Origin of the sequence: Arsukibacterium perlucidum DSM 18276 (genome assembly GCF_000382165.1) — a bacterium.
Classification (GTDB): domain Bacteria; phylum Pseudomonadota; class Gammaproteobacteria; order Enterobacterales; family Alteromonadaceae; genus Alishewanella; species Alishewanella perlucidum.
The window spans coordinates 102714-126416 of record NZ_KB907703.1; the positions used below are offsets into that span (position 1 = coordinate 102714).

The following is a 23703-nucleotide window of genomic DNA, read 5'->3' on the forward strand; positions in this document are numbered from 1 at the left end:
TGCGAGGTGGGTTTTACAAATAGAAAAGCCCGCCGATGCAACTGCACCGGCGGGCTTTCAGTTAATAGCGATAAACTACTTTGCCAAAGACAACAACAAGTTATTCAAACGTGTTACATAACTGGCAGGGTTTTTCAAACTGCCCCGCTCAGCCAGCAGCGCTTGCTCGAACAACACCTGAGCCCATTCCTTGAAGCGGGCATCATCGGTTTCGTCGGCTATGTGTTTTACCAGCTTATGCTCCGGGTTCAGCTCAAAAATAGGCTTCACATCCGGTACTTTCTGGCCAACAGATTCCATCAGCTTCATCATCTGAGTGCTCATATCATGCTCATCAGTCACCACACAGGCCGGACTGTCAGTTAAACGATGGCTAATCTTCACTTCTTTTACTTCATCACCCAGCGCGGTTTTAAAACGCTCCAGCACACTGGCAAAGGCTTCTGCGGTTTCCTGCTGGGCCTTTTTAGTTTCCTCATCATCCAATTTTGATAAGTCTAAGCCACCTTTGGCTACCGAACGCAGTTTCTTCTCGCTGAACTCTGGTAAATGCTGGATCAGCCACTCGTCAATTCTGTCTGATAATAGCAGCACTTCCAGGCCTTTTTTACGGAACACTTCCAGATGCGGGCTGTGTTTCGCGGCCTGATAGCTGTCGGCTACCACGTAGTAAATTTCGTCCTGGCCTTCTTTCATCCGGCTAATATAATCTGCCAGTGCCACATTCTGGGTAGCATCATCATTATGGGTTGAAGCAAACCGCAGTAAACCGGCGATCTGCTCTTTGTTCGCCATATCTTCTGCCGGGCCTTCTTTTAACACCTGGCCAAACTCGTCCCAGAACAGCTGGTACTGCTCAGGATCTTTCGCCAGTTTATCCAGCATTTTCAAGGTGCGGCTGGTACAGCCCTTGCGCAGGCTCTGGGTAACTTTGGTGTCCTGCAGAATTTCACGCGATACATTTAGTGGTAAATCGCTCGAATCCAGCACGCCTTTAATAAAGCGCAGGTAGCTCGGCATAAACTGCTCAGCATCATCCATAATAAATACACGTTGCACATACAGTTTTAAGCCGTGCTTCGCTTCGCGGTTCCACATATCAAATGGGGCTTTTTTCGGCACATATAATAAGCTGGTGTAGTTACTGCTACCTTCAACTTTATTATGGCTCCAGCTCAGCGGCTCACTCCAGTCGTGTGAAATGTGCTTATAAAATTCCTGATACTCCGGCTCAGTTATTTCAGACTTATCGCGGGTCCAAAGTGCCGTTGCCTTATTCACCGCCTGCCAGCTGCCGTCGGTAGCCGGAATTTTCTCACCGTCTTCTTCCCTCTCCGGGGTGCCTTCCTGCCACATTTCTACCGGAATACTGATATGGTCTGAGTATTTGGTGATAATACTCTCAACTTTCCAACGGCTTAAGAACTCTTCTTCACCTTCACGTAAGTGCAGAATAATGTCGGTACCACGGCTTTCTTTATCAATCGGCGCCAGAGTATATTCGCCTTCGCCTGACGACTCCCACTCTACCGCTTCAGCCGCACCTGCTTTGCGGGTACGAACCGTTACCTTGTCGGCAACGATAAAGGCCGAATAGAAACCGACACCAAACTGGCCGATTAATTTTGAATCTTTACTCTGATCACCGGATAACTGCGAGAAAAACTCTTTGGTACCTGATTTAGCGATAGTACCTAAATGCGATATAACTTCCTGCTCGGTCATACCGATACCGTTGTCACTGACCGTCAGCGTCCGGTTCGTTTCATCCAGGCTGATCCGGACCTTTAACTCTCCGTCATCGCCATACAGGCTGGAATCAGACAGGGCCAGAAAACGCAGTTTATCGGCCGCATCAGAGGCATTGGATACCAATTCACGCAGGAATATTTCTTTATTGGAATACAGTGAATGGATCATCAGGTTAAGCAGTTGTTTTACTTCTGCCTGAAAGCCATGAGTCTGCTTCTGTCCAGGGTTAGTGGCAGTATTATCACTCATTATCGGGTCCTCGAACGTAGTTTTTACAGGAATAATAAGACGCGGCTGCGCCCATCAGTTGCCTGTTATATGGGGGAGTGGCTCGCGGAATTCAAGTTAAAAAATAGCGAAGGAATAACGATTCAGAAGGTTTTACGGCCACTAAAGGCATGAGATAAGGTAGTACCGTCAATATATTCCAGCTCGCCACCAACCGGCACTCCCTGCGCTAAACGGGTAACGGCGATCTGATACTTATGGCACAGCTCTGCCAGGTAAAAAGCCGTAGCATCACCTTCTACCGTTGGATTAGTGGCTAAAATCACTTCGCTGATATGGCCTTGCGCCAGTTGCTTATCCAGCTGGTCGAGACCGAGCTCAGCGGGGCCGATACCATCCAGTGGTGAAATATAGCCCATCAGGACAAAGTACAAACCACTGAACTGACCGGTATGCTCTATCGCCAGCTGATCGGATGCCGAACCTACCACACATAAAGTGCCGGCCTGCTGACGCAGCGGGTCGGCACAAAGCGCACAGATATCAGTTTCACAAAACGTACGGCAGCACTGGCAATGCCCCACCTGTTCCATCGCTTTGGTTAAAGCAGCTCCCAGCCGTGCACCACCTTCACGATTGCGCTCCAGCAACTGAAATGCCATGCGCTGAGCCGACTTAGGGCCAACGCCGGGTAACACCCGCAACGCCTCTATCAATTGCTGCACCAAAGGGGCAAGTTTGCTCATACTGCTATTACTACCTGTTTTAAAACGGTAACTTCATGCCGGGTGGCAGTTGCATACCGCCGGTGACTTTCGCCATTTGCTCTTTGTTATTGTCTTCAACCCGGCGTACCGCGTCATTCAGCGCAGCGGCCACTAAGTCTTCCAGCATTTCTTTGTCATCAGCCAGTAAGCTGTCATCAATTTCTACCCGGCGCACATTATGGCTGCCAGTCATGGTTATTTTTACCAGGCCTGCACCCGACTCACCAGTGACTTCCATATTAGCAATTTCAGCTTGCACCTTTTGCATTTTTTCCTGCATGGCTTGCGCCTGCTTCATGATATTGCCCATACCGCCTTTAAACATAATTTCATCTCTCTTTTAGAATTGCTGGCGTCAACATAATCAGTTGCGCCTTAAATTACAAGTTAACCAGCACAGTGAACCCCAAGCTAGTTTACCTGCAGGGTGTCTAATAACAAACTGGCGTCAAATTGCTGCTGTAACTGCTGTACGTTCGGGTCTTCCTGCATCAGCCGGCTGACATAACTTTTGCGTTCCTGCTCAATTCGCTGCTGAATAGCCAATGGGCATTGCGCTACCTCGCTACTGTAGTTTATCTCCAGCTGCAACGACTGGCCAATTGCTTCAGATAACAGGTTAACTAACTGATCACGGAACTCTCTGTTATCCAGATGCTGCTGGCTTTGATGAACGCACAGCGTCAACCGTTGCAGCTGCAGCTGCATAGCACTGTTAAGCAGGAATAACCTCATCAGGCCACCAACCGGCATTTTCTCAATCAACGCCGCCCAACTGTCTACTTCAGCAGCAAACCGGATAGAAAAGTTCTGTTCATTAATTTCGCCAGCAAACACTTTGCCAGGCTCAGTCTGTTGATGGCTTTGCTGCCATAAAGAATCCAGCATTGCCTGATTCGCCGGGTCTTCCGGGTACAGCTGTTCAGCTTCCGGCTCAGTCTCATCCGGGTAAGCTGAGATTGACTGATTATTGATTTGCGGCCGGCTGTCAGGTTGGGCAGCAGAGAGCACCGGCTCTGGCCGGTGCTCAGGCTTTTTTGGCGGAACGGCCCCGGCTTCTGCTGCCAGACCGCGGCGTTTAATGATACTGGCAGTCAGCGGATCAATACTTTCTGCCGGCGCTGATGCTGCCACTGACGTAGTGGCTGGTGCGGCAACTGGGTGCTGCGAGGCACGGTCAACTTGAACTGGCTGTGGCTCAGGTGCAGCAGCCCCCGCTTGCCCGTCAGTTATCTCAGCTGCAGGTGCTGCTACTGGCGTTGCTACGGCGGCTGACTCTGGCGCTGCCACCGGTGCTTTTACAGCTGCAGGCCGGCCCGACGCTGCCTGAGACACCGCAGGTTGTGCTCCTGCCACAGCAGGGACAAAAGCCAGCGCCCGTAATAACGCCATTTCCAGGCCGGTTCGCTCATCCGGCGCATAACTTAATTCACGCTTACCACTAATCAGTAACTGATAATATAATTGCAGTGCTTCCGGGCTCTGACTGGCAGCTATTTTTTCAACAAACTCTGGCCGCTCTGATAACTGCGCAGCAGCGGGTTCTAACTGGGTTAACGCCCCCTGATGCAACAGAGTTAACATATCATCCAGCACTCTGCTGTAATCACTATGCTGGCTGATTAACGCTTGCAGCTCGGCCTGCATTGCCTGGAAATCCTGGTTCAGAATAGCGTCGAGGATGGCACTGGCGAACTGCTGATCTAAAAATCCCAGCATATCGCGCACCGCATCCAGCGTAAGCTGGCTATTGCTCTGCGCTATGGCCTGGTCGGTTAAACTTAGTGAATCACGCAGACTGCCATTGGCGGCCCTTGCTAGTAATGCCAGTGCAGCCGGCTCAAAATGAATTTGCTCTGCGGCCAGGACATGCGCCAGATGCCCTGCGATCTGATCCCGGCTCAGCGCTTTCAGACTAAACTGCAGACAACGTGACAGCACCGTAACCGGTAATTTTTGCGGGTCGGTGGTGGCCAGCAAAAACTTGACGTGTGGCGGCGGCTCTTCCAGGGTTTTCAGCAAAGCGTTAAAACTGTGACGGGACAGCATATGCACTTCATCTATCAGGTACACTTTAAAGCGACCACGACTGGGAGCATATTGCACGTTATCGAGCAAATCGCGGGTATCTTCTACTTTGGTGCGCGAGGCCGCATCAATTTCCAGCAGATCAACAAAATTGCCGGCATCAATTTCCTGGCAGGCACTGCAAACGCCGCAAGGCGAAGCAGTAATGCCGGTTTCACAGTTTAAACTTTTAGCGAAAATGCGGGCAATGGTAGTTTTACCGACACCACGGGTACCGGTAAACAAATAAGCATGATGTAGACGGCTGCTGGTCAGGGCATTACTAAGCGCTGTTTTCACATGGCCCTGGCCAACCAGTTCAGTAAACTGTTTTGGCCGCCATTTTCTTGCTAAAACCTGATAACTCATGCCACAGCCTGATGCTTAAAGAGATGTTCTGGTATCAGCCTAAACTTATTCGCCGCTATACTCAACCAGACTTAAGATATTTAAACCCAACCCCTGTAGACGGGTTACCCCACCAAGCTCAGGTAGCGCAATGACAAAGGCCGCATGGTCTACCGTACCACCCAAGCGCCGCACCAGTTGCACGGTAGCATCAATAGTGCCGCCGGTTGCCAGCAAGTCATCAACCAGTAATACTTTGTCGCCTGCCTCTATGGCATCGGCATGCAGCTCAAGCGCATCTTCACCATACTCCAGGGTATATTTCTGCGAGATACGCTCACGCGGTAATTTGCCCGGTTTACGAACTGGTACAAACGGAATACCCAGCGCATACGACAACGGTGCGCCAAAGATAAAGCCCCGCGATTCGGTACCGATAATTTTTTCTATCCCTTTGTCGGCATAATAAGCCGCGAAGGCATCAATAACTTTTTTAAAAGCCGGCCCATCCTGCATCAGGCTGGTCACATCGCGAAAAGTAATACCCGGCTTTGGATAGTCTGGTACTGTTTTGATCACTAGTTTTAATTCAGATGAAAGTTGCTGCAAATTCATAGTTGTACCTTGTAATAGCTCAAGTATTGACTCAGGCTTAAATCAGAAAAGTATTTGTACCCAGCGCACTATTGGTACCAGACAAAGCAAAGCAACAAAAATGGCTACAAACGCCATAAACTGCCAAAAATTAAATGACTCTTTAAAGTTTTCGTCGGCCATGCTACCCACTCTTCGCTATTAGTGAACATTTTTAAGGGCGCTAATGGTAATGAATTTTGCCCTGCTTGAAAAGGCACCAACACACCTTTTGCCGCAAAGTCATGCAATATTGCCGTAACCCATGCTGCACCGGGTTGATAAACGCCGCCCAATGAGTATCAACCAGTAAATTGTCGGCTTCCTGATAATCGCCAGCGATATCATAATAAGCAATACGCTCTGCTGGCATCAGACCAAATTTGTACTGTCGCCAAGACATTCTGCCAGGCAACTCTTTTAAAGCATCCGCTTCTGCGATAAATTGTTTACTATGTCTAGCAATACAAAATGAATAAAACACGATGTCAGACGCAAAATACAGCACAGAAATAGATGGCAAACATATTTGGGTGTTCGATAACCTCTGTCAGAGCAATGAAACAAATGAGCTCTTTCTCAGCCTAACTAACAGCCCATTTAAGCGGGATGAAATAGCCCGGCCAGATACTCAAGATTACCGACACTGGGCAGTAAACCTAAATAGCATGTTATATAAATCATTACCGGTTTATCAACGTTGCCTGGACGCCATTGAAAAACTTACCGGCAAACAGTATCAAGCCTACCGCGGCTATGTAAATCACGCTAGCTTTGGTGACATGTTATTCAGCCATACCGACTGCCTACCCGAAAGCGATGAACTTACGATACTTGTTTTTATTTGTGATGAATGGGATTTGGAATGGGGTGGCGAAACACTGTTTTATAACAGTGAAAACGACTGTGTATTTGCCTGCACACCAAAGCCAGGCCGGGTAGTGATTTTTAACGGTGCCATTAAACATGTAGGCCGTCCGCCAAACCGTATCTGCTACAAACCTCGCTATACGCTGGCGTTTAAAATGGAGCGAGACAACACCTAACCGAAAGCGGTGCAATCACCGCTTACCGTCACCATAGCCCAACGCCTTACACCACTTAATCAACCTGGGATGTTGGAAATCAAACATCTTCTGGTAATGCTGGTACGAGTTAACAGCCTTAGTGTACAGTGGCTGGCTAACCTGATGATAACTCGGTGTATTAAACATTGTTGGCGTATCACTTTGCTGCTGTTTAGCCGTAGATACACCACAATGTTGTAATACCGAATTAAACACGGTGAAGTAGTCGGTAACTAATTGCTCGTACTTAATAACCAAAGTGTTTTCGTTGAATTTATGCAAAAAAATATCGAGCAGGCTGAAATAGGTGTCATAACTTTGCGCAAACGCATCTACCGTAAACAGGTTGAGCATGCGCTGCTTTAAACTACTGATACAGACATCCATAGGATGGCGCTGCATTAACACCACTTTTGCTTGCGGAAATAACAACAGCATAGGGGTGAGGTATAACGCATTAAGCGGCATCTTATCAACGATAATGTGCTCATCACGCAGCTCGGTATACTTCGATAAACTGGTTAAATAGTCATTTGCCAGCGCTATGCGTTGCGGCTCAGTTAACCCGGATAAATATTCTACAAGTTCCCGCCCCTTACTCAACTGCAGCAGATGCAGGTAGAACTGCTTAACAGCATTGGTTTCTTCCAGTATTTTAACATTATCCAGCTGCGCCAACTTCGACTCCAGCAAAGTTGTACCCGAACGTGGAAAGCCAATAATAAACACCAGCTGCTTAGGATGAGCGTTTAATTTAACAGCAACACTGTTAATATCCTTCTCTGCTCTTGAAGCATCCTGTTGTAAGTTTTCAACTATTCGCTGCGTCGCCACTAACTTTGCCGCAGCCTTAATCTGATCGGCCGCTAAAGTATACTCGCCCATGTTTTCAAACAGCTGTACTTTTTGATAACAGATTTCCAGCAGGGTTTCGTTGTCCTGTGACTGGCTAATGCCCGACAAAACATTGAGTGCTTCAGTGGGCTGCTTTAACTGAATGAACAATCTCGATTGTAAAAGCCGTAAGGCCGTATCATTAGGGTATTGTGGCAATGCTTGCTGCAATAAACTCTTCGCCTGCTCTAACTGCCCCAACGTTGCTAATACGTTCACCACAAAGTAAAACGCTGTTGTACTTCCATCACTAACGCTACATTCAATAAGTTGCTGCAACAGCATTTTTTCCGGGCGCAGCAAGTACTTGCAGTACAGTAAGTTGGCGTCAACCTCGAAACATGGCTCGTTAAGTTGCTGTTGGGCTTGTTGCAACAGGTGCAGAGCGCTCACAAAACACTTTTCGTCAAGTTCCAATAAACCAGCGTACTTTAGTGCATCAGGAACGGTGATGATCTCTTTAGCGTAACGCTCAGCCAATTGACGCATCGCTACCGTACTTTTTAATTTATACAATACTGCACTGAACAAACTGAATGCTGCCGCGTGATAGCGTCTTTGTAATAAGCTTTGCAAAAGTTGGCTTGCCATCGCGAAATCATCCTGCTTAAACGCACATTGTGCCAAGCTGTAGACATAATCCATATTCTCTGGTTGCACACTTAAAGCATGCTGATAGCAGGCCCGCGCCCGGATTAAATCATGGTTCAATTCGGCCAAAGCGCCTAATGCATGATGCGCTGGGTGATACTTTACATTTAGCCTTAAACACGATTTTAGGTGCTGCTCTGCCTCCGTAAAACGTTGTTGCAGTTTAAGTACCAGGGCAAAGTTAAATAACACATCTAAGTTAATTGGATATTGTCGTAATAAATTTTCAAACAAAACTTCTGCTTCATTAAATCGAGCCAACTTGCCATAAATAGTTGCCAACAGCAGTTTAAACATCGGTTGTTCAAGATAAGGCTGGCAAGCTGCTGCAGCAGCATTTAACTCGTTATTGTTAAACAAGTTGAGGGCACGCTGAAATTCTGACTTTAACATCGACTATCCGTTTAAATGAGTTACTGCTTGCGGAATCAAATCAAACGCCACTGTGACACGGTGCGCTTTGTCTGAAAAAGGATTAGTCCCGTGCCACATAAAAGAAGGAAATAAGACCAACATACCCGGTTTTGGCTTAACGGCGTAATCGCCAGCATAGCTTACACTGGGAATATCAGGGCGACCAAACACCAACCAGCCCTGCCCTTCACGCTCAACAGCAGGCGGTACGTCAACATAATACACACCACTTAACCAACCCATTGGATGAAAGTGCGACTTGTGAAAACCTTCGTTACTTAACTTAACAGACCATGAGCCTTGAAAACTCAACTGCTGCGATAATCTGGATAAAAACGGATGTTTATCATCACTCTTTAACGATGCAATAAATGAACTGGCCTGAGCCAATATCGCGTCACGTAATTGCTGAAGTAAGACATGTTGGCTATCAAAAAGATTTTCAAATGTTTGGGAGCCTTTTTGCAGGGACAGCCCTAATGGAGGGCGAATATTGCGATGTAAACTATCTAATAGTGGCAACAGTTGCTGATTGAAATTTGCCGGCAATAAACTGTTTGGCCCGGCATGACAAATTATTGCCGGATCAACTAAGTCGTAGTTACACAACCAGCTGTAGCTTCGCTCATCCCCGACTTGCTTCAACGCACTACTAAGCGTTGTCCACCAGCCTTGGTTTAATGGGTCATCTTTAATCAACTGCCTATAATGCGCTGCAGCCTGTTCGCCCTGATGTTGTGCCAGCAAAGTATACGCCAACTCGCTTCTGGCAGGAATGTCAGAGCCACCACTCACTGCCTGCAACGCGTTACGGGCAAAAGCTACTGCTTGTGGGTATTCGCCATTGTCACGATACACCATAGCTGCCAGAGTGAGCACATTACTATCAGTTGGAAACTGCGTCAGCGTTGGTAACAAATACTGCCGGGCTTTGTCAGGCAAATTCAATTGCAGTAAAATTTTTACATAAGCAATTCGTAAAGCATGATCCGCAGGCGCAGTAACTAAGCGCTGTTCAATAATATCAAACGGCTGCTCAGCGCCCTGCTGCCATAAGAAGGCAGTGAACTCGGTATAGGCAACAACGATGTCAGGTGCCAGAGCGATAGCGCGTTTATAATATTCTGTAGCAAGCTCAAACTGGTTATTAAGTACAAAGCAAGCAGCTAAGTTGCGTATAACTGTCGGATTATTACTCGTTGCAGCACGAGACAATAAGCCAATAGCCTCTTTTAATCTACCTAAACGCCGCTGTAAATTTCCAAGATTATTTAGCACTTTTATGTTTTCAGGATGCTGCTGCAACAAGCTGCTGTACAACTGTTCTGCTTCTGCAAGTTGTTCGTTAAGTGTTAAGTCTTCCGCCAGTGCTATCGCATTATTGATGTCCTTACTACATTGATATGCCTGGCGCGACATCTGAAGTGCGCGTTGAGCTTCACCAAGCTGCCTTAACGCTCTGGCGCTGTTAAAATAACCTTCGGCCTGTCGTGGCTGTAACGTAATCACCTGCCTAAACTGTTCTAACGCCTGCTTTGTGTCGCCCATTTCTAATAGCAGATTGCCAAAAGCTGTGCGCAGCGGCACGTAATTTTTATGTAATGCAACTGCAGCAACAAATACTGCCTGGCTTTTAGCAAAGTCGCCCAGGCGTCGCAATGACACAGCATACATTAGTGAGATCTCAACCGGCATGTCTTTAACAGCTAACCGATTGGCGCACAAGGAAGCGACCTGAGAAAAGGCCTGCTGATTAAAACAATAGGAGATCTGTTGAAAACGCTTTATAAGGTCAAGGCTAATCATTTTTACAGCTACAAACGGCCATCCAATGCGGCCAATTTAGCATATTTTTCAGACCAAAGTTGATGTTGCGCCATAAAATGCCTGATGGCATGTTTTTCATCGTCGGCAAGATCAGGATGCCAAACATCAAAAATTAATACATCGCGCCGAGACGCACCGGGATTTGCAGCGCTGTGCAAGAAGCTGTCATCGAATATCATTACCTCTGAATCGACAGACCAACTAAATTGTTCACTGCCAGCACGTAACCACGATAATGTATTAACCTGAAGTGGAATGTGCACCGTAAGCTTTATATTTGAAATACCGTAATGCGGTGGAATTTCTGCACTAGGTAACAAAGAAGATACAAAAGCCTCTGCGGCATGAGGTGGGCAGTGCGCAACAACTGCATGCTCAAGTATTTTCTGGCATTGTTGCAACCGGGGTTCAGTTAAAACCCTCTTTTCATCACCGCGGATCAGATGTGTAGACAACCAGTTTTTCTTTACCTTTTGCCAGTCTTCGGTACTGGGAACCGGGCCTGATGTGTCTACATAGTGTTGAAAACTGTGCTGCGCCAAAGCGAGCAGATCTGTGTGAAAAGAACGTAATTGCTGCACCAGATCAGCAAGACCAGGTATTTCGTCAACTGCATAGAAAGGTTTTGCATTAAGGTCTGGCACATAAAAAAAAGCAGGTTGTTGTAGCGCGTGTTGAAACTTTTTTGTTTCAAGACCAAAATAATAATTTAAAGCTTTGTCAATTCTGGCGCTACAATTTACTATTCCATGAACTTTATCATACAACTTCTTGCGGGCCAGGCTGGCTGCGTTACGTGTATGGGTAACCACCGCCGCGCCTGACTTTTTTGCGTTTAGAAACAACGCCGGCTCTGCATCAAACCAACTGGCATATATATCAAGCGCTGCATCAAACCGCCGCGCCTTAACCGCGTCAATTGCTAACTGGGAATAGTTTAATACCACTGCAGAATTAGCCTTATTAATATTAATTAACCACCGCCTGTTTCTGAACCTTGTTGCTGCCGTAACCAGGCTTCCTGTGACACATCACGCATTTTATCACGGTCAGCTTTAGTCATACAACGCAATGACTTGCGGTTAGAGCCAATCTTTTTCTCGTGATGGCAAATTAGTTTGCTTTCCTCAGCTGCAGCAGTATCTGTAACTTCAGAGGTTTGCTCAGCAATCTGAGCAACAGGAGCCGCCGACGATTCCCTCGCTACGTTATTGCTGCACCCCGCTGCTGCTAGCAACAAAACTGCGACAGCGGCCATTTTCATTTTTTGATAATCCATTTCTGCTCCTTTAACATAAAATAAGGGGTATTAACATACACCATCGTGACAACATTAAATGTAATTAATTGTAGGCTAACGTACCATAATCAGTAACACCCTGTCTAACCCATTTTGACAACAACCATTTGTCGCCGGCCAGCACAGGCTCACCAGCATGATAAGAAGCCTGTAACAGTTGGCCAGCTTCATCGATATTGCGAAACATCAGCAGGTCGCCAGCCCGGGCCTGCACCTTAAGGCCTAACTTCGGAAAGGAAGTTTCGCCACCCGCTGGAACCGTATTTAAATAGGCCAGAACGGTCAGCTGTCGTTGTCCGCCATTACGCAACTGTGCTGACATGCTGGCACTGTCACCAATAATTGCATCAAAATGCGGCAGGTAGCGCTGCTGCTTATCATAATGGATCAGATTCATTACCTCACCCTGCTGACGCGCAAAACCAGCAAAGGAGGACATTTTGTATTCAATAGCTAACGTAACCCAGTCGAGATATTCCGGCCCTATTGCCACCATAGAGCCGGTGCGGTATGGGTTCTGCTTAGCAGCGCCAGTAGTGGGGTCAACAATTAACGAAGGCTGCAACAAAGCGCCGAATCGCAACATCATATAATTGCACTCAAGTGCCGTTAAAGCAGCGTTAGCACAAACCAGCCCGATTTCAGTATTAAGATTGGCACAGTTAAATACTTGCCACTTTTGCAAACCGCTGGCAAAGCTTTGCCTCAAGGTATCAAAGTCTGGCTGCGGCGGCTGCGGTATCAATTGCCCGCCAGCATTTTGTCCTGCTAACAATTGCGCAGATAACTGCGGTGCCAGTTGCTGCAGCAATATACGGTAGTACTCACTATTGCTGCTGTCACCTATCACGCTAAGCAATGCAATAACAGATTGCAGGTCGCCGTTGATGGCTTCCTGATGCAAATCGTCAAACAGCTCTGCCGGGCTATGGTTACCGTCAACATCAAAAAAGCAGCGGAGTATGGCGCGACGATGCAAAGTGCCAGTAACTCCATCTTGCCATTGTTCTGCAAGATAACGATATGCTGCCGCTTTATCCTCTTTAAACAGCAGGTCGGCATAATATAGTACTGCAGCTGCTGATCCTGCTTGCGCAGCGCGCAGCATTAATGCCTTACCCTGAGCTTGTTTATTCTGATTAAAACAGGCTAATGCCTGATGAATTAAGTCCTGTGTATTCATTAATTTACCTAAAAAAAAAGCCTCTAAACGAGGCTTTTTTTGGTTAAGGTTAACCCGAAATGATTATCAGAATTCCAGACTGATACGGCCGTAAACAAAGCGACCTGGGATTTCATACATTGATGGGTCAAAGCTGTTAGCAAAGGTGCTGTAAGATACACGTGGATCAGTATCAAACAGGTTATTTACACCTAAAGTAACACGCATATTTTCAGTTACCTGGTAAGAACCAGACACGTCATGGTATGCCATTGAACCTAAGCGGTTGAAGCTTGCGCCACCAACTTCAGCACTTGGAATGCTACACAGTAACTGTTCCTGCGCATTCTGTAATCCAGAGTTACCAAAGTTACATACTTCTTGTGTGCCCTTGATGAAGCGCACTAAGTAGCTTGCAGTCCAGTCATCTTTTGTCCAGTCTAACGAGATGTTTGAACGTACGCGAGGAATTACATCACGGTCAAATGCCTGACCAGCTTGTTTAAACTCAGTGCTTGCACCTGTTACAGGATCTACCGCAACAATAGTACGTTCATCGATGTAAGTCACATCAAAGCGTGTTAAGAAAGTACCAAAGCCAGTTTCGAAACGGTATGCCAAGTTTGCATCGAAGCCGCTGGTCTTTTCACCACCTAAGTTAACCGCACCGTTAAACAGCTCAACTACGCCACCATTAGCATTACGCTGAAGTAATGAACACAGAGTTGTACCGGTTTCAGCGCAGGCATCCAGAATATTCTGCGCACCTACTGCAGATACTGCACCATCAACTTCTACGTCAAACATGTCAAATGTCATTGACAAACCATCAGCCCAAGAAGGGTTGTATACAAAACCAACCGTTTTACTTTCGCCTTCTTCCGCTTCCAGGTTAGCGTTACCGCCTACTGTAATACGAATTTGCGGGTTAGGCTGCTGGTAAGTTGCAGGGATACCAGCACAACCTGGTTTACCAGGGTTAGCTGCTGCGCCGCCATTACATGGGTCAACTAACGATGGGAAGCTATCTGCTGCGCCACGGAACAATTCAACGATAGATGGTGCACGGAACGACTCAGAAAAGGTAGCCCGGAACATCAAATCACTGTTTACCCGCCATTTCAAACCAAATTTACTGTTAGTCGTGTCGCCGAAGTTACTGTAATCTGAATAACGGGTAGCCAGCTCTAAATCTAAATTCTGAGCAAAAGCCATATCCGCCAGTAAAGGAACTGCTAATTCCAGGTACATCTCTTCTACGTCGTAACTACCTGAAGTAGGTTGACGGGCGTTACCTGAAGATAAACCTGCAGAGATAAACGCATCTGGTTGGTCGAAACCTTTCTGCCAGCGTTTTTCATAACCGGCAGCGAAGCCCACCATACCGGCAGGTAGCTCGAAAACATCACCAGAGATGTTAGCCGTATAGTTTTTCATGTTGGTGTTAGATGCATCTTGCGCAGTAAACAGGATGAAATCCAGCATTTCCTGGGTCATTGACCCTTCGCCGATACCGGTTGCACCACCAAATAAATCCAGTGGTGTACAGCCCGTAGTCGCGGCACAGGTGTTAACATCACCCATAGCGATTTTAACATTACCCATGTTAAGCAGACCTTCGGTCATTTCATTGTTGGTAATGTCTGAATAAGTGTAACCCGCATCCCAGTAGAACGTACGGTCGCCCAGATCGAAGTTACCTTCGAAGCCACCGTTAAACTGGAACTGGTCAACGTTCTGGTTAAACTGACGGTAACCCGCTTCCATCATACGACGGCCGATAAGGTACAGGTTGTTATTATCGGTATCTGTGCTTATATCAACACCCACTGGGTTAAACGGGTTATTGGCAGCCAATACGAAACCAGTATCACCGAAGGCGCTACCGATAAACAGTGGCGTTGGCGCCAGTGCCTGAGCTGATTTCCGGTTGTTATAAAAACCGTTTACCATTACGCGCACATTATCGCTCAGCTCGTAATCCGCTTTAATGAACATGTTAGTCCGTTCTTGCGGTGTAGACAGGAAGTTAAACGGCGCAAAGTTAAACGCAGAAGCACCAGTCCAGGGGATTAACCCACCGTTACCATCGCCCTGAACATTTCGGAAAGCACCATTCTCATCAAAATAGATAAAACGGGTATTTGGCGTACCTGAAGAACCACCAAAACCTGTTGGCGTACCAAATACCGGCACTGCAGAGATGTCACGGTCGCCCGCTAAAGTTTCTTTCTCGTTTACATAGCTAACGTTAACATACACATTACCTTTGCCTGACGAAGCACCAAAACCGATGTCGTAAGACTGCTTACGTCCATCGTTGTACTTGGCGTACTGACCTAAGTAAGCATTGGCATGAACGCCTTCGTAATCTTTACGGGTAATAATGTTTACTACACCAGCAACAGCGTCAGAGCCGTATACTGCTGAAGCGCCATCTTTAAGCACTTCAATACGCTCGATAATGGCTGATGGAATGTTGTTTAAGTCAACAGAGCCGCCCAAGCCTGGTGCCCAGCGCTTACCGTCTACCAGCACCAGAGTACGGTTTGAACCTAAACCACGGATGTTCAGAGTAGTAGTACCGTCACCACCGTTGTTGCTGTTGGTGTTGATAGCAGAACCTGCAGCTGGCAAGTTTTGTAAAACATCACCAATAGAGGTTAGACCGAAACGTTCAATATCTACCCGGTCTAAAACTGTTACCGGGTTTGCGCCTTCCATATCAGCACGTTTAATCCGCGAACCGGTAACTTCAATACGTTCTACTTTAGCGGTTTCATCTTCTTCCGCTGCAGTTACAGATGCAGTGAAAGCAGTTGCAGAAGCCGCGCCGAAGGCGATAGCTAAGCGCACAGCTTTATTTAATTTATTATTTGTATACATGTATTTCTCCCTGGACCACTATCTCGCTAGTGATTCTATTTTTAAACAGTTACCAATCTTTAAAGGCAATTGGCACTCCATTCATCTCGGATCTACTCCGATTTGTCGCGTCCTGATAATAAACGGTATTTTTCGGTAGGGTCAACAGCTTTTATTGAACAATTTCACCAGGGGGTTGTCTTTGGCGAATTTTGCCTAAAATTCAGGCACTCCCTAAAACAGGGCACTTTAGCCCTAAAATGGTTCCAAACCACCATAAATACTCAGTTTGACCAGTTAATCACCCTCTGAAACGCCATTTGCAGTCATTTTGGGGTCTAATAGCGGGTAATAGCTTCGCTAAATGCGTAATTTATTATTTACACTCTTGCGTTTTTTTTGAAACAGTCATTTTAAGCCTGACCGAACTAAATCGGCCTAAAATACGTCGTGCTGATAGTTTGCGGCTAAAAAGGCGCTTTTTCTGGCTAATAATGCGCTTTGCTTAATAGTATTTAGCTGGTTAGAATTAGTAAACTGTACGTCTATACAGGCTAACTAACCAACTCATGTCAACCGAACCGATGCTTTCTGAAAAGCTAAAACAGCAAATTCGTGACGCCCAGCAACAACTAAAAATGGCGTTACCAAATTATCATAACCGGCCGGGCCAGAATAAACTGATTGCCGAAATGGCTAATATTGTTGCCGGCCATTATCACCGGCACGACCGGATAGGTCTGGTTGAGGCTGGGACCGGGACCGGTAAATCATTAGCTTACTTGCTGGCGACCTTGCCCGTTGCTCTGGCCCGGCAAAAAAAGCTGGTTATCGCTACCGCGACGGTTGCACTGCAAGAGCAACTTATTAATAAAGATCTGCCCTTTTTCCGGGAGCACAGCGCTATTGAGTTTGAGTACAATCTGGTTAAAGGCCGTTCGCGCTATGCCTGTATCGAACGGTTAAAGCAACAACTGGTGCAACCGGATTTACTGACCAGTAGTGAGCGCAATCAGTTCGCGCTGCTGGAAACACTTTATCAGGCCTGGCAGCAACGTAGTTGGCTTGGTGACAAAGATACCCTGCCAGTCGCCGTTGACGACACACTGTGGCAGAGCATCAGTGCCGACCCTTATCATTGCACTAAACATGACAAGCGCCATCACAATTGTCCGTTTCATCTGGCCCGGGCAGAAATTGCTGATGCCCAATTACTGGTGGTTAACCACAGCCTGCTGCTGGCCGACTTAGCCTCAGGCAATGCAGTTTTGCCTGCACCAGAAGACTGTATTTATGTGATTGATGAGGCGCATCATCTGCCGGCTTGTGGCCGTGATTATTTTGCGGCGTTTGCCCAGCTAAGCCAGCCACAGCTTTGGCTGGATAAATTAGGTCAGCTTGCCAGCCAGTTAATCCAGACCCTGCCTGAAACCAGCTTAAAAGATTTACTGAAACTGGACGACAGTCGCAATGAACTGCTCGGCCTGCTTCAGCCAGTGGAGCGAAGCCTCAGTGAATGGCAAAACCGCTGGTTTACTGAAACTGCGCAGACAGATTATCGCTTTGAACATGCCGCTCTGCCCAAGCTTTGGCAGCAACAAGCTGAGCCTATTGCCAGTTGCGCCCAAAAAACCCTGACCTTACTGGACAAAATCAGTACCGCAGTCGGTGAGGTTGCGTTAACAGCCAGCAAACGAAAAAGCCAGACAAAGCTGTTGCAGGAGCTAAGCCAACTGGCGCAAAAGCTGGAACAGCAGCACGCGTTGTGGCAGCTGTATGCACAACCTCAGGCTGAACCTGCATACCAGGCGCGCTGGGTAGTGCGAGACCACCAACAGCACGTTACAGCCCATGCCTGCCCACTTAGTGTGGCAAACACGCTGGAGCAACTGCTATTTTCTCAGGCTTATGCCTGCATTTTATGCTCGGCCACGCTTACCGTATTGAATTCGTTTGACCATATAAAATTTGAGCTGGGTTTAACAGCCCACACCGGCTTACAAACCGTCAGGGTCGACTCGCCTTTTGCCTATCAGCAAAACGGGGTAATTGTCCTGCCTAAAATGCAAAATGAACCGACCGCAAGCGGTTATACCGACGAGCTGATTAGCTTGCTGCCAAAGTATTTGCCCAGCCAGCAAGCAAGTCTGGTACTGTTTGCTTCATACTGGCAGATGCAGCAGGTGGCAGAAGCATTACGAAAAACAGGCTTGTCATTGCTGGTGCAGGGTGAAGCTTCGCGTCAGGCTTTGCTCAGCCTGCATCGGGAAAACTGTCAGCACAATAAAACCAGCATTTTATTTGGCACCCAAAGTTTTTCAGAGGGCTTGGATTTGCCCGGCAAGCTGCTAACTAATCTGGTGATAACTAAACTGCCTTTCGCGGTACCAACATCACCGCTGGAAGCCGCGATGAGTGAAGCCGTTACCCGCAAGGGTGGCAATCCCTTTGTGCAACTGGCCATCCCCGCAACCGCCAGGAAACTGGTGCAAGCTTGTGGTAGACTGCTGCGCCAGGAGCAGGATCAGGGCCGGATTGTTATTCTGGACCGGCGCCTGGTAAGTAAATCATATGGTAAGGCTATGCTGGACACCCTGCCGCCATTTCAACGCCAGATTGATTACTAATCTATTTACATATTGACAGGATAAAGCCCGTTGTTAACTGAACTGCTGCCCCCAACTGATTTGTTGCTAATTCTCTGTGCGGTAGCCTTTATCGCTGGTTATATCGACGCTATCGCCGGCGGCGGCGGTTTACTGACGGTGCCGGCATTACTGACGGCGGGCTTACCGCCCCACCTGGTGTTAGGTACCAATAAACTGGCCGCAACCTTTGGCTCACTTACCGCATCATTGACGTACTACCGCAAACGGCTATTTAACCCGCGATACTGGAGACGCAGCCTGGGATATACAGCGGTTGGTGCCTTGCTTGGTACCCTGGTTGTTGACCAGCTTAGTACCGCCCTGCTGGAAAAGTTATTACCCATTCTGATATTGTTGGCGGCGATTTACACTTTGTTCAACCGGATCCAGCCGGATGACCGGTTACAACTGCCCCCTGAAAACAGCAAACTGTACTGGCAGCAACGGTTGCAGGGTTTAACCCTTGGGTTTTATGACGGCGTGGCGGGGCCCGGTGCCGGCGCATTCTGGATGGTGTCCAGCATGGCGCTGTATAAAATAAACCTGTTACTGACCAGTGGCGTGGCCCGCACCATGAATTTCATCAGTAATGGCTTTTCACTCATCGCGTTTATGGCATTGGGCCATGTTAATTATGTGCTGGGCATTGCGATGGGGTTGTGCCTGATGCTGGGCGCCTTGCTTGGTGCTCACAGTGCTATCCGCTTTGGCAGCAAGTTTATCCGGCCGGTGTTTATCAGTGTGGTAATAGCGATTGCCCTGCGTTTGGCCTGGCAGGCCTGGAGTAACGCATGACTGCCCTGCAACTACTGGCCAGTCAGCTGACCGAGTTGTATCAGCGGGCCGGTGAGATTGATAGCAAACGCCAGCCCGGCAAACCACAAGACTGGTTTGAAAGTGGCCTGTTTAGTTGCCATTCCCCCAATTTGGCTGACTACGTTGCTGATGCCAGGCGCAACCTTAAGCGGCTTAGCGATAATCAGCCCCCCCTGTCAGCAGCCAGCCAACAGCGTTTAGCCGAGCATTTAGCCGCTCAGGTCGATGCGCTTACCCGCGCCTTCAGTAACCAGCAAACCCGCAGCAAGTTTCAGCGCGGGGTAAAAATAAACCGGCAGCAGGCAGAAAAACCAATCGCCAGCAAGCCCGGCACCGTCGATTTATACCAGCAATTAAGCGAATTTCAGCAATTTGAGCGCCGGTTACTGGACATGATAGAGCAAGCCGAACGTTACCGCGGTGACGGTAATGCCGACCGGATACTGGCGCTGCATGCCAGACTGGGACGTTGCCGCAAAGCCATCAGTGAAGTGGAGCAGGCTATTTTGCAGCACGAGCGTCAGGTTCCCTGATGGCTAAAGTAATACCAGGCCTGGTCTACCACCCATGTTATAGCGCGCTTAGCCTGCCTGAGCGCCATCGCTACCCTATTACCAAGTATCAGGCGTTATATCAGGCATTGTTGTCTTCAGGATTATACCCTGAGGCTTTCAGTGTGCCTGAACCCGTCGCCGCCGCTGAACTGACAAACATCCATGACAACGGCTATATCGACAGCATTTGCAATGGCACTATAACGGCGCAAGCAATGCGGCGGATTGGCTTTCCGTGGTCACAGGCGCTGGTTGATCGTTCTCTGGTATCCGTGGCCGGCACCCGGTTAGCTGCCGAGCTGGCGTTGAGCCATGGCATAGGGTTACATTTAAGTGGCGGCTATCATCATGCCAGACGCAGTGAAGGTGCTGGTTTTTGTGTATTCAACGATTTGGCGTTTACTGCTCAAAGCATGCTGGCCCGCGGGCTGACTAAAATTCTGATTTTTGATCTGGATGTACATCAGGGCGACGGCACTGCCGGTATTTTTGCCGCTGAGCCGGCCATTATTACTGCTTCCGTGCACTGCGAAAAGAACTTTCCTGCCCGCAAAATCAGCTCTGACTGGGACATTGGTCTGGCAAAACAATGCAGCGACGCAGAATATTTAGAAGCAGTAAGCCAGAGTCTGGAGAGTTTACTGAACTGGCATCAGCCAGAACTGGTGCTGTACGATGCCGGGGTGGATATTCACCAGCAGGATGAGCTGGGGTTGCTGGATATTTCAACCGATGCGCTTTATCAGCGGGATCTGCTGGTACTTAGCGCCTGCCGCAGCCGGGATATACCGGTAGCTGCGGTAATTGGCGGTGGCTATCAGCGTGATGTAGCAGCCTTAACCCAGCTGCATTTGCAATTGTTTAAGGCTGCGTTTGCGGTTGCTGGTTTAGCGCTCAGGCCCGAAATAGAAACCTAATTTACGTTTAATTTGCTCCGGCAACACTGGCAAGTCAGATTTTGGCAATAAAAAAGTCGCCATATTAAACAAATCAGTAAAAATCCGGTTTTTTTCTGTAGTGCGCTTTAAATAGTCATGGCCGGAGGAACCGCCAGTACCAATTTTGGTTCCAAGCATCCGTTGCACCATCATTGCGTGCTTGTAACGCCAAATCGTCAGGTTTTCATCAATTTCTGTTAAACAGGTCAGCAACTGAAAGGGTAAATTAAATACCGGCTCTTCCTGGTACAGACTGATAAATAATGCCGATAGCATGGCACGTTGACTTAACCGGAAACTGCCCTGGGTTTGCAGTTCCTGGTACTTTTCTTTATCAAGCAACGCCGCAAACTTAGCCCGGGTGCGCTCAATTTCTGCCAGTTGCAGTTCACGCTCCTGCTCAGCTATCTGTGCTATGCCAGAGACAGTGTTGGCGTCTTCATCCAGCATTTGCGCAGTGGCATTATGATACATCTGCCAGAAGCTAAAGTCGTCCAGTTGCAGAAATGGCATCCGTTCCAGCCATTTTTCTATCCGCTCAAATAAACTGGGTTCAGTTTCCAGTGCCTGCAAAAAATCACGATCTTTTTGGTTTAAGCGGCTATAAAATGAGTTTTTATCAAAGTCGATGCGATATTCACTTTTCAGGCCAAGGCCGATTTCCAGCATCTTAAACTGCACACTCTGAAAGCCGGATGCCGGCACCAGATAATCCCGGAACGACATAAAATCCTGCGGCGTCATGGTTTCCATAACGGCAATTTGCTGGTTCAGCAATTGCTGGATACTGATCACCCGTTTTAACTTGTGCACAATGCCGGTTAATTGCTGATCTTTAACTTCCGCTTCGGCAAATACAGCCATCACAGCTTTTAATTCATGCAGTATTTGCTTAAACCATAATTCATACACCTGATGCACCACAATAAACAGCGTTTCATCATGGGCTTCAGCAGCATACTTCGCACTTTCCGGCGCCTGGGCAGTGAGAATTTTATCCAGTTGCAGATAATCGCCGTAATAACAGGGGGTGGTGTTTTTTTGCATGAAAGATTTCCGCTTATTCTGACCACGGCATTGTAACAGCACACATAGTTAACTCAATCTTTCTATGGCCTTTTGCTGCTAAGCTGATTATGCTAAATATCAACACTCCCCAACTGACGAGGCAACAATGAAACTGGACGATGACATTCATAATTATTATGAAAAACTGTTACTGGACCATATCGTTGAATTAGAGCTCGACAACAGCAAAGACAGCGAATATCTGGCTGATTTATGCTGTATCTCCCTGAACTTACTGCCACCGCGTTATATTCGCTATGAAGTGGATATGTCTTTTTACCTGCCACAAAGCGAGCGCTTTGAAATGCAGATGAAAGTGAAAGAAGCCGTCAACCGGGCCAGACAATTTCTGGATGAAAATAAGTGACGTCAGAGACAGAACCTGAACAAAATAGCAGCGCCGGTTTGGCCAATGCGCCATTGCATGTCAAACTGGCTGTTGATTTAATTATGTTACTTGAACAACAGCAGCTTGCTGATAGCGACGTGTTAGCAGCATTGGATATTGTGATAGCGGATTATCAGAAAAAACTTAAAGTGGGTGGCAACTCCACCAGCCACATCCCGGCACCTGCATCATAAGCTGTGGCTGCTTCCTTCCGGACCTGACCAGGTTAACCTACTAGCATTGCGAGAGGACCAATGGAGTTACCATTGACTGCCAAAGGGTTGCACCTGAACGGCAGGCCCGCATTATGCGCAATGGCCTGCCAGGTTTCAAGTGATTTAGTCATATCCAGGCTTTACTGCTTAATCTTTGAGCAACGCTTTGTTCAGTTGGTACTTTCCAGTAAAGACAGATATTGTTGTGCCACCACCCTCAACCGCTGATGATTGTCTGGTCCGAGGCGAATAACTTGTTTTTCAAGGTCGCTACGTTCCTCTATAGCAGGATCAGCATAGGTATAAGCAACAGACTTGCGCACCAGAGTAGTGTCTGCTGTGTTTGGCTCGATAGCTAAAAATTGCTGCAGTGCCTGCTTTAAACGTTGGCGAAAGCTCAGTTCCGGATAGCCCAGCTCACCAAAAGCTTGATCAAACAGTGGCTGGTAACGCTGAAGTAACTGCAGTATTTGTTCGGGCTCTGCATTTTCCAGCAAGCGAACATAAGGCTCATACCGCTGATAACCGGCAGGGTCAATCTGATAGGTCTGATTATTCTGACCAGGAGTAGCAACAAAGGGTTGATCCAGTGGTACAACAACAGGGTGATTAGCAACCAGCTGTCGCTGAGCCAGATTGTCCACGGTTACCACCAGATTACGAACCATTTGTTCAGTATTGATTAAACCTGCCAGACCGGGCTGCCAGTCAAACTTCAGCACTTCCTGCTTCAATACCGGATCGGATTTTTCTAACGCAGGCAAAGGCTCCTGGATGGATGTCTCTGGTGTTAACTCTGGCTTACTTGCCATATCAGCATAGGCTGACAGCTCTGGTTCTGGTACTGGCTTTGGTTCCGGTTCTGTTACCGGAGGAGGTAAAGGCTGCTCAGTGATAATTTCTGCACGCGCTGGTAATGGGGTTGAGGAGAGCGTGTCTTGCGCTTTTTCATTGTCAGGTTTAAACAACATCCAAAGTGCCAACAAAATAACAATAACGACGGCTGCAATACCTGCATAATAAAGCTGTTGCCCGCTGCCCGATGGTTGCGCAGTCATAAGTGTCTCCTTGTTAGTGGCTAAGATATATTGCAATATAGCA

At 47.6% G+C, this 23703-nt stretch carries 20 protein-coding genes, 1 other RNA gene and 1 pseudogene; 7 read left to right on the forward strand and 15 right to left on the reverse strand.

All coding sequences use genetic code 11. The features are described from left to right. Positions 1 to 75: 75 nt before the first annotated feature. From htpG to H141_RS0103430, 6 genes are all read right to left on the reverse strand, one after another. Positions 76 to 2001 carry a molecular chaperone HtpG gene (gene htpG / locus H141_RS0103400; protein WP_019674841.1) on the reverse strand — a complete coding sequence of 642 codons (1926 nt, stop codon included), beginning with the start codon at positions 1999 to 2001 and terminating at the stop codon, positions 76 to 78. Positions 2002 to 2123: 122 nt separating this feature from the next. Beyond that, positions 2124 to 2726, reverse strand: a complete 603-nt coding sequence (gene recR, locus H141_RS0103405) for a recombination mediator RecR (RefSeq protein ID WP_019674842.1) — start codon at positions 2724 to 2726, stop codon at positions 2124 to 2126. Positions 2727 to 2745: 19 nt separating this feature from the next. After that, a complete protein-coding gene (locus H141_RS0103410) occupies positions 2746 to 3072 on the reverse strand; it encodes a YbaB/EbfC family nucleoid-associated protein (protein WP_019674843.1) in 327 nt (108 codons plus the stop codon). 86 nt (positions 3073 to 3158) lie between these two features. Continuing rightward, a complete protein-coding gene (gene dnaX, locus H141_RS0103415) occupies positions 3159 to 5183 on the reverse strand; it encodes a DNA polymerase III subunit gamma/tau (RefSeq protein ID WP_019674844.1) in 2025 nt (674 codons plus the stop codon). Between the two features lie 45 nt (positions 5184 to 5228). Beyond that, entirely contained in the window at positions 5229 to 5777 is a 549-nt protein-coding gene (apt, locus tag H141_RS0103420) for an adenine phosphoribosyltransferase (RefSeq protein ID WP_019674845.1), read from the reverse strand. A gap of 202 nt (positions 5778 to 5979) precedes the next feature. After that, positions 5980 to 6198, reverse strand: a complete 219-nt coding sequence (locus H141_RS0103430) for a hypothetical protein (RefSeq protein WP_157610701.1) — start codon at positions 6196 to 6198, stop codon at positions 5980 to 5982. Positions 6199 to 6280: 82 nt separating this feature from the next. Here H141_RS0103430 and H141_RS0103435 point away from each other — a divergent pair, with 82 nt between their 5' ends. Beyond that, positions 6281 to 6841: a 2OG-Fe(II) oxygenase gene (locus H141_RS0103435; protein ID WP_019674848.1), complete on the forward strand. Its 561-nt coding sequence runs from the start codon at positions 6281 to 6283 to the stop codon at positions 6839 to 6841. 15 nt (positions 6842 to 6856) lie between these two features. Here H141_RS0103435 and H141_RS0103440 read toward each other — a convergent pair whose 3' ends face one another. The 6 genes from H141_RS0103440 to H141_RS0103465 form a co-directional block, all read right to left on the reverse strand. Then, on the reverse strand, positions 6857 to 8800 hold the full coding sequence (locus H141_RS0103440) for a tetratricopeptide repeat-containing sulfotransferase family protein (RefSeq protein ID WP_019674849.1): 1944 nt from the start codon (positions 8798 to 8800) through the stop codon (positions 6857 to 6859). 3 nt (positions 8801 to 8803) lie between these two features. Further along, positions 8804 to 10627 (reverse strand): tetratricopeptide repeat protein, encoded by a 1824-nt coding sequence (locus tag H141_RS0103445; protein ID WP_019674850.1) that lies wholly within the window; start codon positions 10625 to 10627, stop codon positions 8804 to 8806. Between the two features lie 8 nt (positions 10628 to 10635). After that, positions 10636 to 11595, reverse strand: coding sequence for an aspartyl/asparaginyl beta-hydroxylase domain-containing protein (locus H141_RS0103450; protein ID WP_019674851.1), 960 nt, complete (start codon positions 11593 to 11595; stop codon positions 10636 to 10638). Between the two features lie 26 nt (positions 11596 to 11621). Then, entirely contained in the window at positions 11622 to 11927 is a 306-nt protein-coding gene (locus H141_RS0103455; RefSeq protein WP_019674852.1) for a hypothetical protein, read from the reverse strand. 64 nt (positions 11928 to 11991) lie between these two features. Further along, positions 11992 to 13131, reverse strand: a complete 1140-nt coding sequence (locus tag H141_RS20870) for a prolyl hydroxylase family protein (protein ID WP_019674853.1) — start codon at positions 13129 to 13131, stop codon at positions 11992 to 11994. A 66-nt stretch (positions 13132 to 13197) separates the two neighbouring features. Next, positions 13198 to 15996 carry a TonB-dependent receptor gene (locus H141_RS0103465; protein ID WP_019674854.1) on the reverse strand — a complete coding sequence of 933 codons (2799 nt, stop codon included), beginning with the start codon at positions 15994 to 15996 and terminating at the stop codon, positions 13198 to 13200. A gap of 548 nt (positions 15997 to 16544) precedes the next feature. Between H141_RS0103465 and dinG the strand changes: the two genes are divergently transcribed. The 4 genes from dinG to H141_RS0103485 are packed head-to-tail and all read left to right on the forward strand — an operon-like array spanning position 16545 to position 20910. After that, positions 16545 to 18602, forward strand: a complete 2058-nt coding sequence (gene dinG, locus H141_RS0103470) for an ATP-dependent DNA helicase DinG (protein WP_019674855.1) — start codon at positions 16545 to 16547, stop codon at positions 18600 to 18602. A 30-nt stretch (positions 18603 to 18632) separates the two neighbouring features. Continuing rightward, the gene (locus tag H141_RS0103475) at positions 18633 to 19418 is read left to right on the forward strand and encodes a sulfite exporter TauE/SafE family protein (RefSeq protein WP_019674856.1); all 786 of its coding nucleotides are present in this window, start codon (positions 18633 to 18635) and stop codon (positions 19416 to 19418) included. Beyond that, positions 19415 to 19972, forward strand: a complete 558-nt coding sequence (priC, locus tag H141_RS0103480; protein ID WP_019674857.1) for a primosomal replication protein PriC — start codon at positions 19415 to 19417, stop codon at positions 19970 to 19972. The genes H141_RS0103475 and priC overlap by 4 nt, the downstream gene beginning before the upstream one ends. Further along, complete coding sequence (locus tag H141_RS0103485) at positions 19972 to 20910, forward strand: histone deacetylase family protein (protein ID WP_019674858.1); 939 nt, start codon at positions 19972 to 19974, stop codon at positions 20908 to 20910. The genes priC and H141_RS0103485 overlap by 1 nt, the downstream gene beginning before the upstream one ends. Here H141_RS0103485 and H141_RS0103490 read toward each other — a convergent pair. Continuing rightward, complete coding sequence (locus H141_RS0103490) at positions 20881 to 21978, reverse strand: tryptophan 2,3-dioxygenase family protein (RefSeq protein WP_019674859.1); 1098 nt, start codon at positions 21976 to 21978, stop codon at positions 20881 to 20883. The genes H141_RS0103485 and H141_RS0103490 overlap by 30 nt on opposite strands. Before the next feature lie 127 nt (positions 21979 to 22105). Here H141_RS0103490 and H141_RS0103495 point away from each other — a divergent pair, with 127 nt between their 5' ends. Both H141_RS0103495 and H141_RS21050 read left to right on the forward strand, forming a co-directional pair. Further along, a complete protein-coding gene (locus tag H141_RS0103495) occupies positions 22106 to 22366 on the forward strand; it encodes a late competence development ComFB family protein (protein WP_019674860.1) in 261 nt (86 codons plus the stop codon). After that, a pseudogene (locus H141_RS21050) lies at positions 22363 to 22518 on the forward strand (DUF2496 domain-containing protein); the annotation flags it as partial. The gene H141_RS0103495 and the pseudogene H141_RS21050, both read left to right, overlap by 4 nt. 29 nt (positions 22519 to 22547) lie before the next feature. Here the strand turns inward: H141_RS21050 and ffs are convergent. Both ffs and H141_RS0103505 read right to left on the reverse strand, forming a co-directional pair. Continuing rightward, positions 22548 to 22644: signal recognition particle sRNA small type (ffs, locus tag H141_RS21055), an RNA gene on the reverse strand. 128 nt (positions 22645 to 22772) lie between these two features. Beyond that, positions 22773 to 23660 carry a DUF3014 domain-containing protein gene (locus H141_RS0103505; protein WP_019674862.1) on the reverse strand — a complete coding sequence of 296 codons (888 nt, stop codon included), beginning with the start codon at positions 23658 to 23660 and terminating at the stop codon, positions 22773 to 22775. Positions 23661 to 23703: the final 43 nt, after the last annotated feature.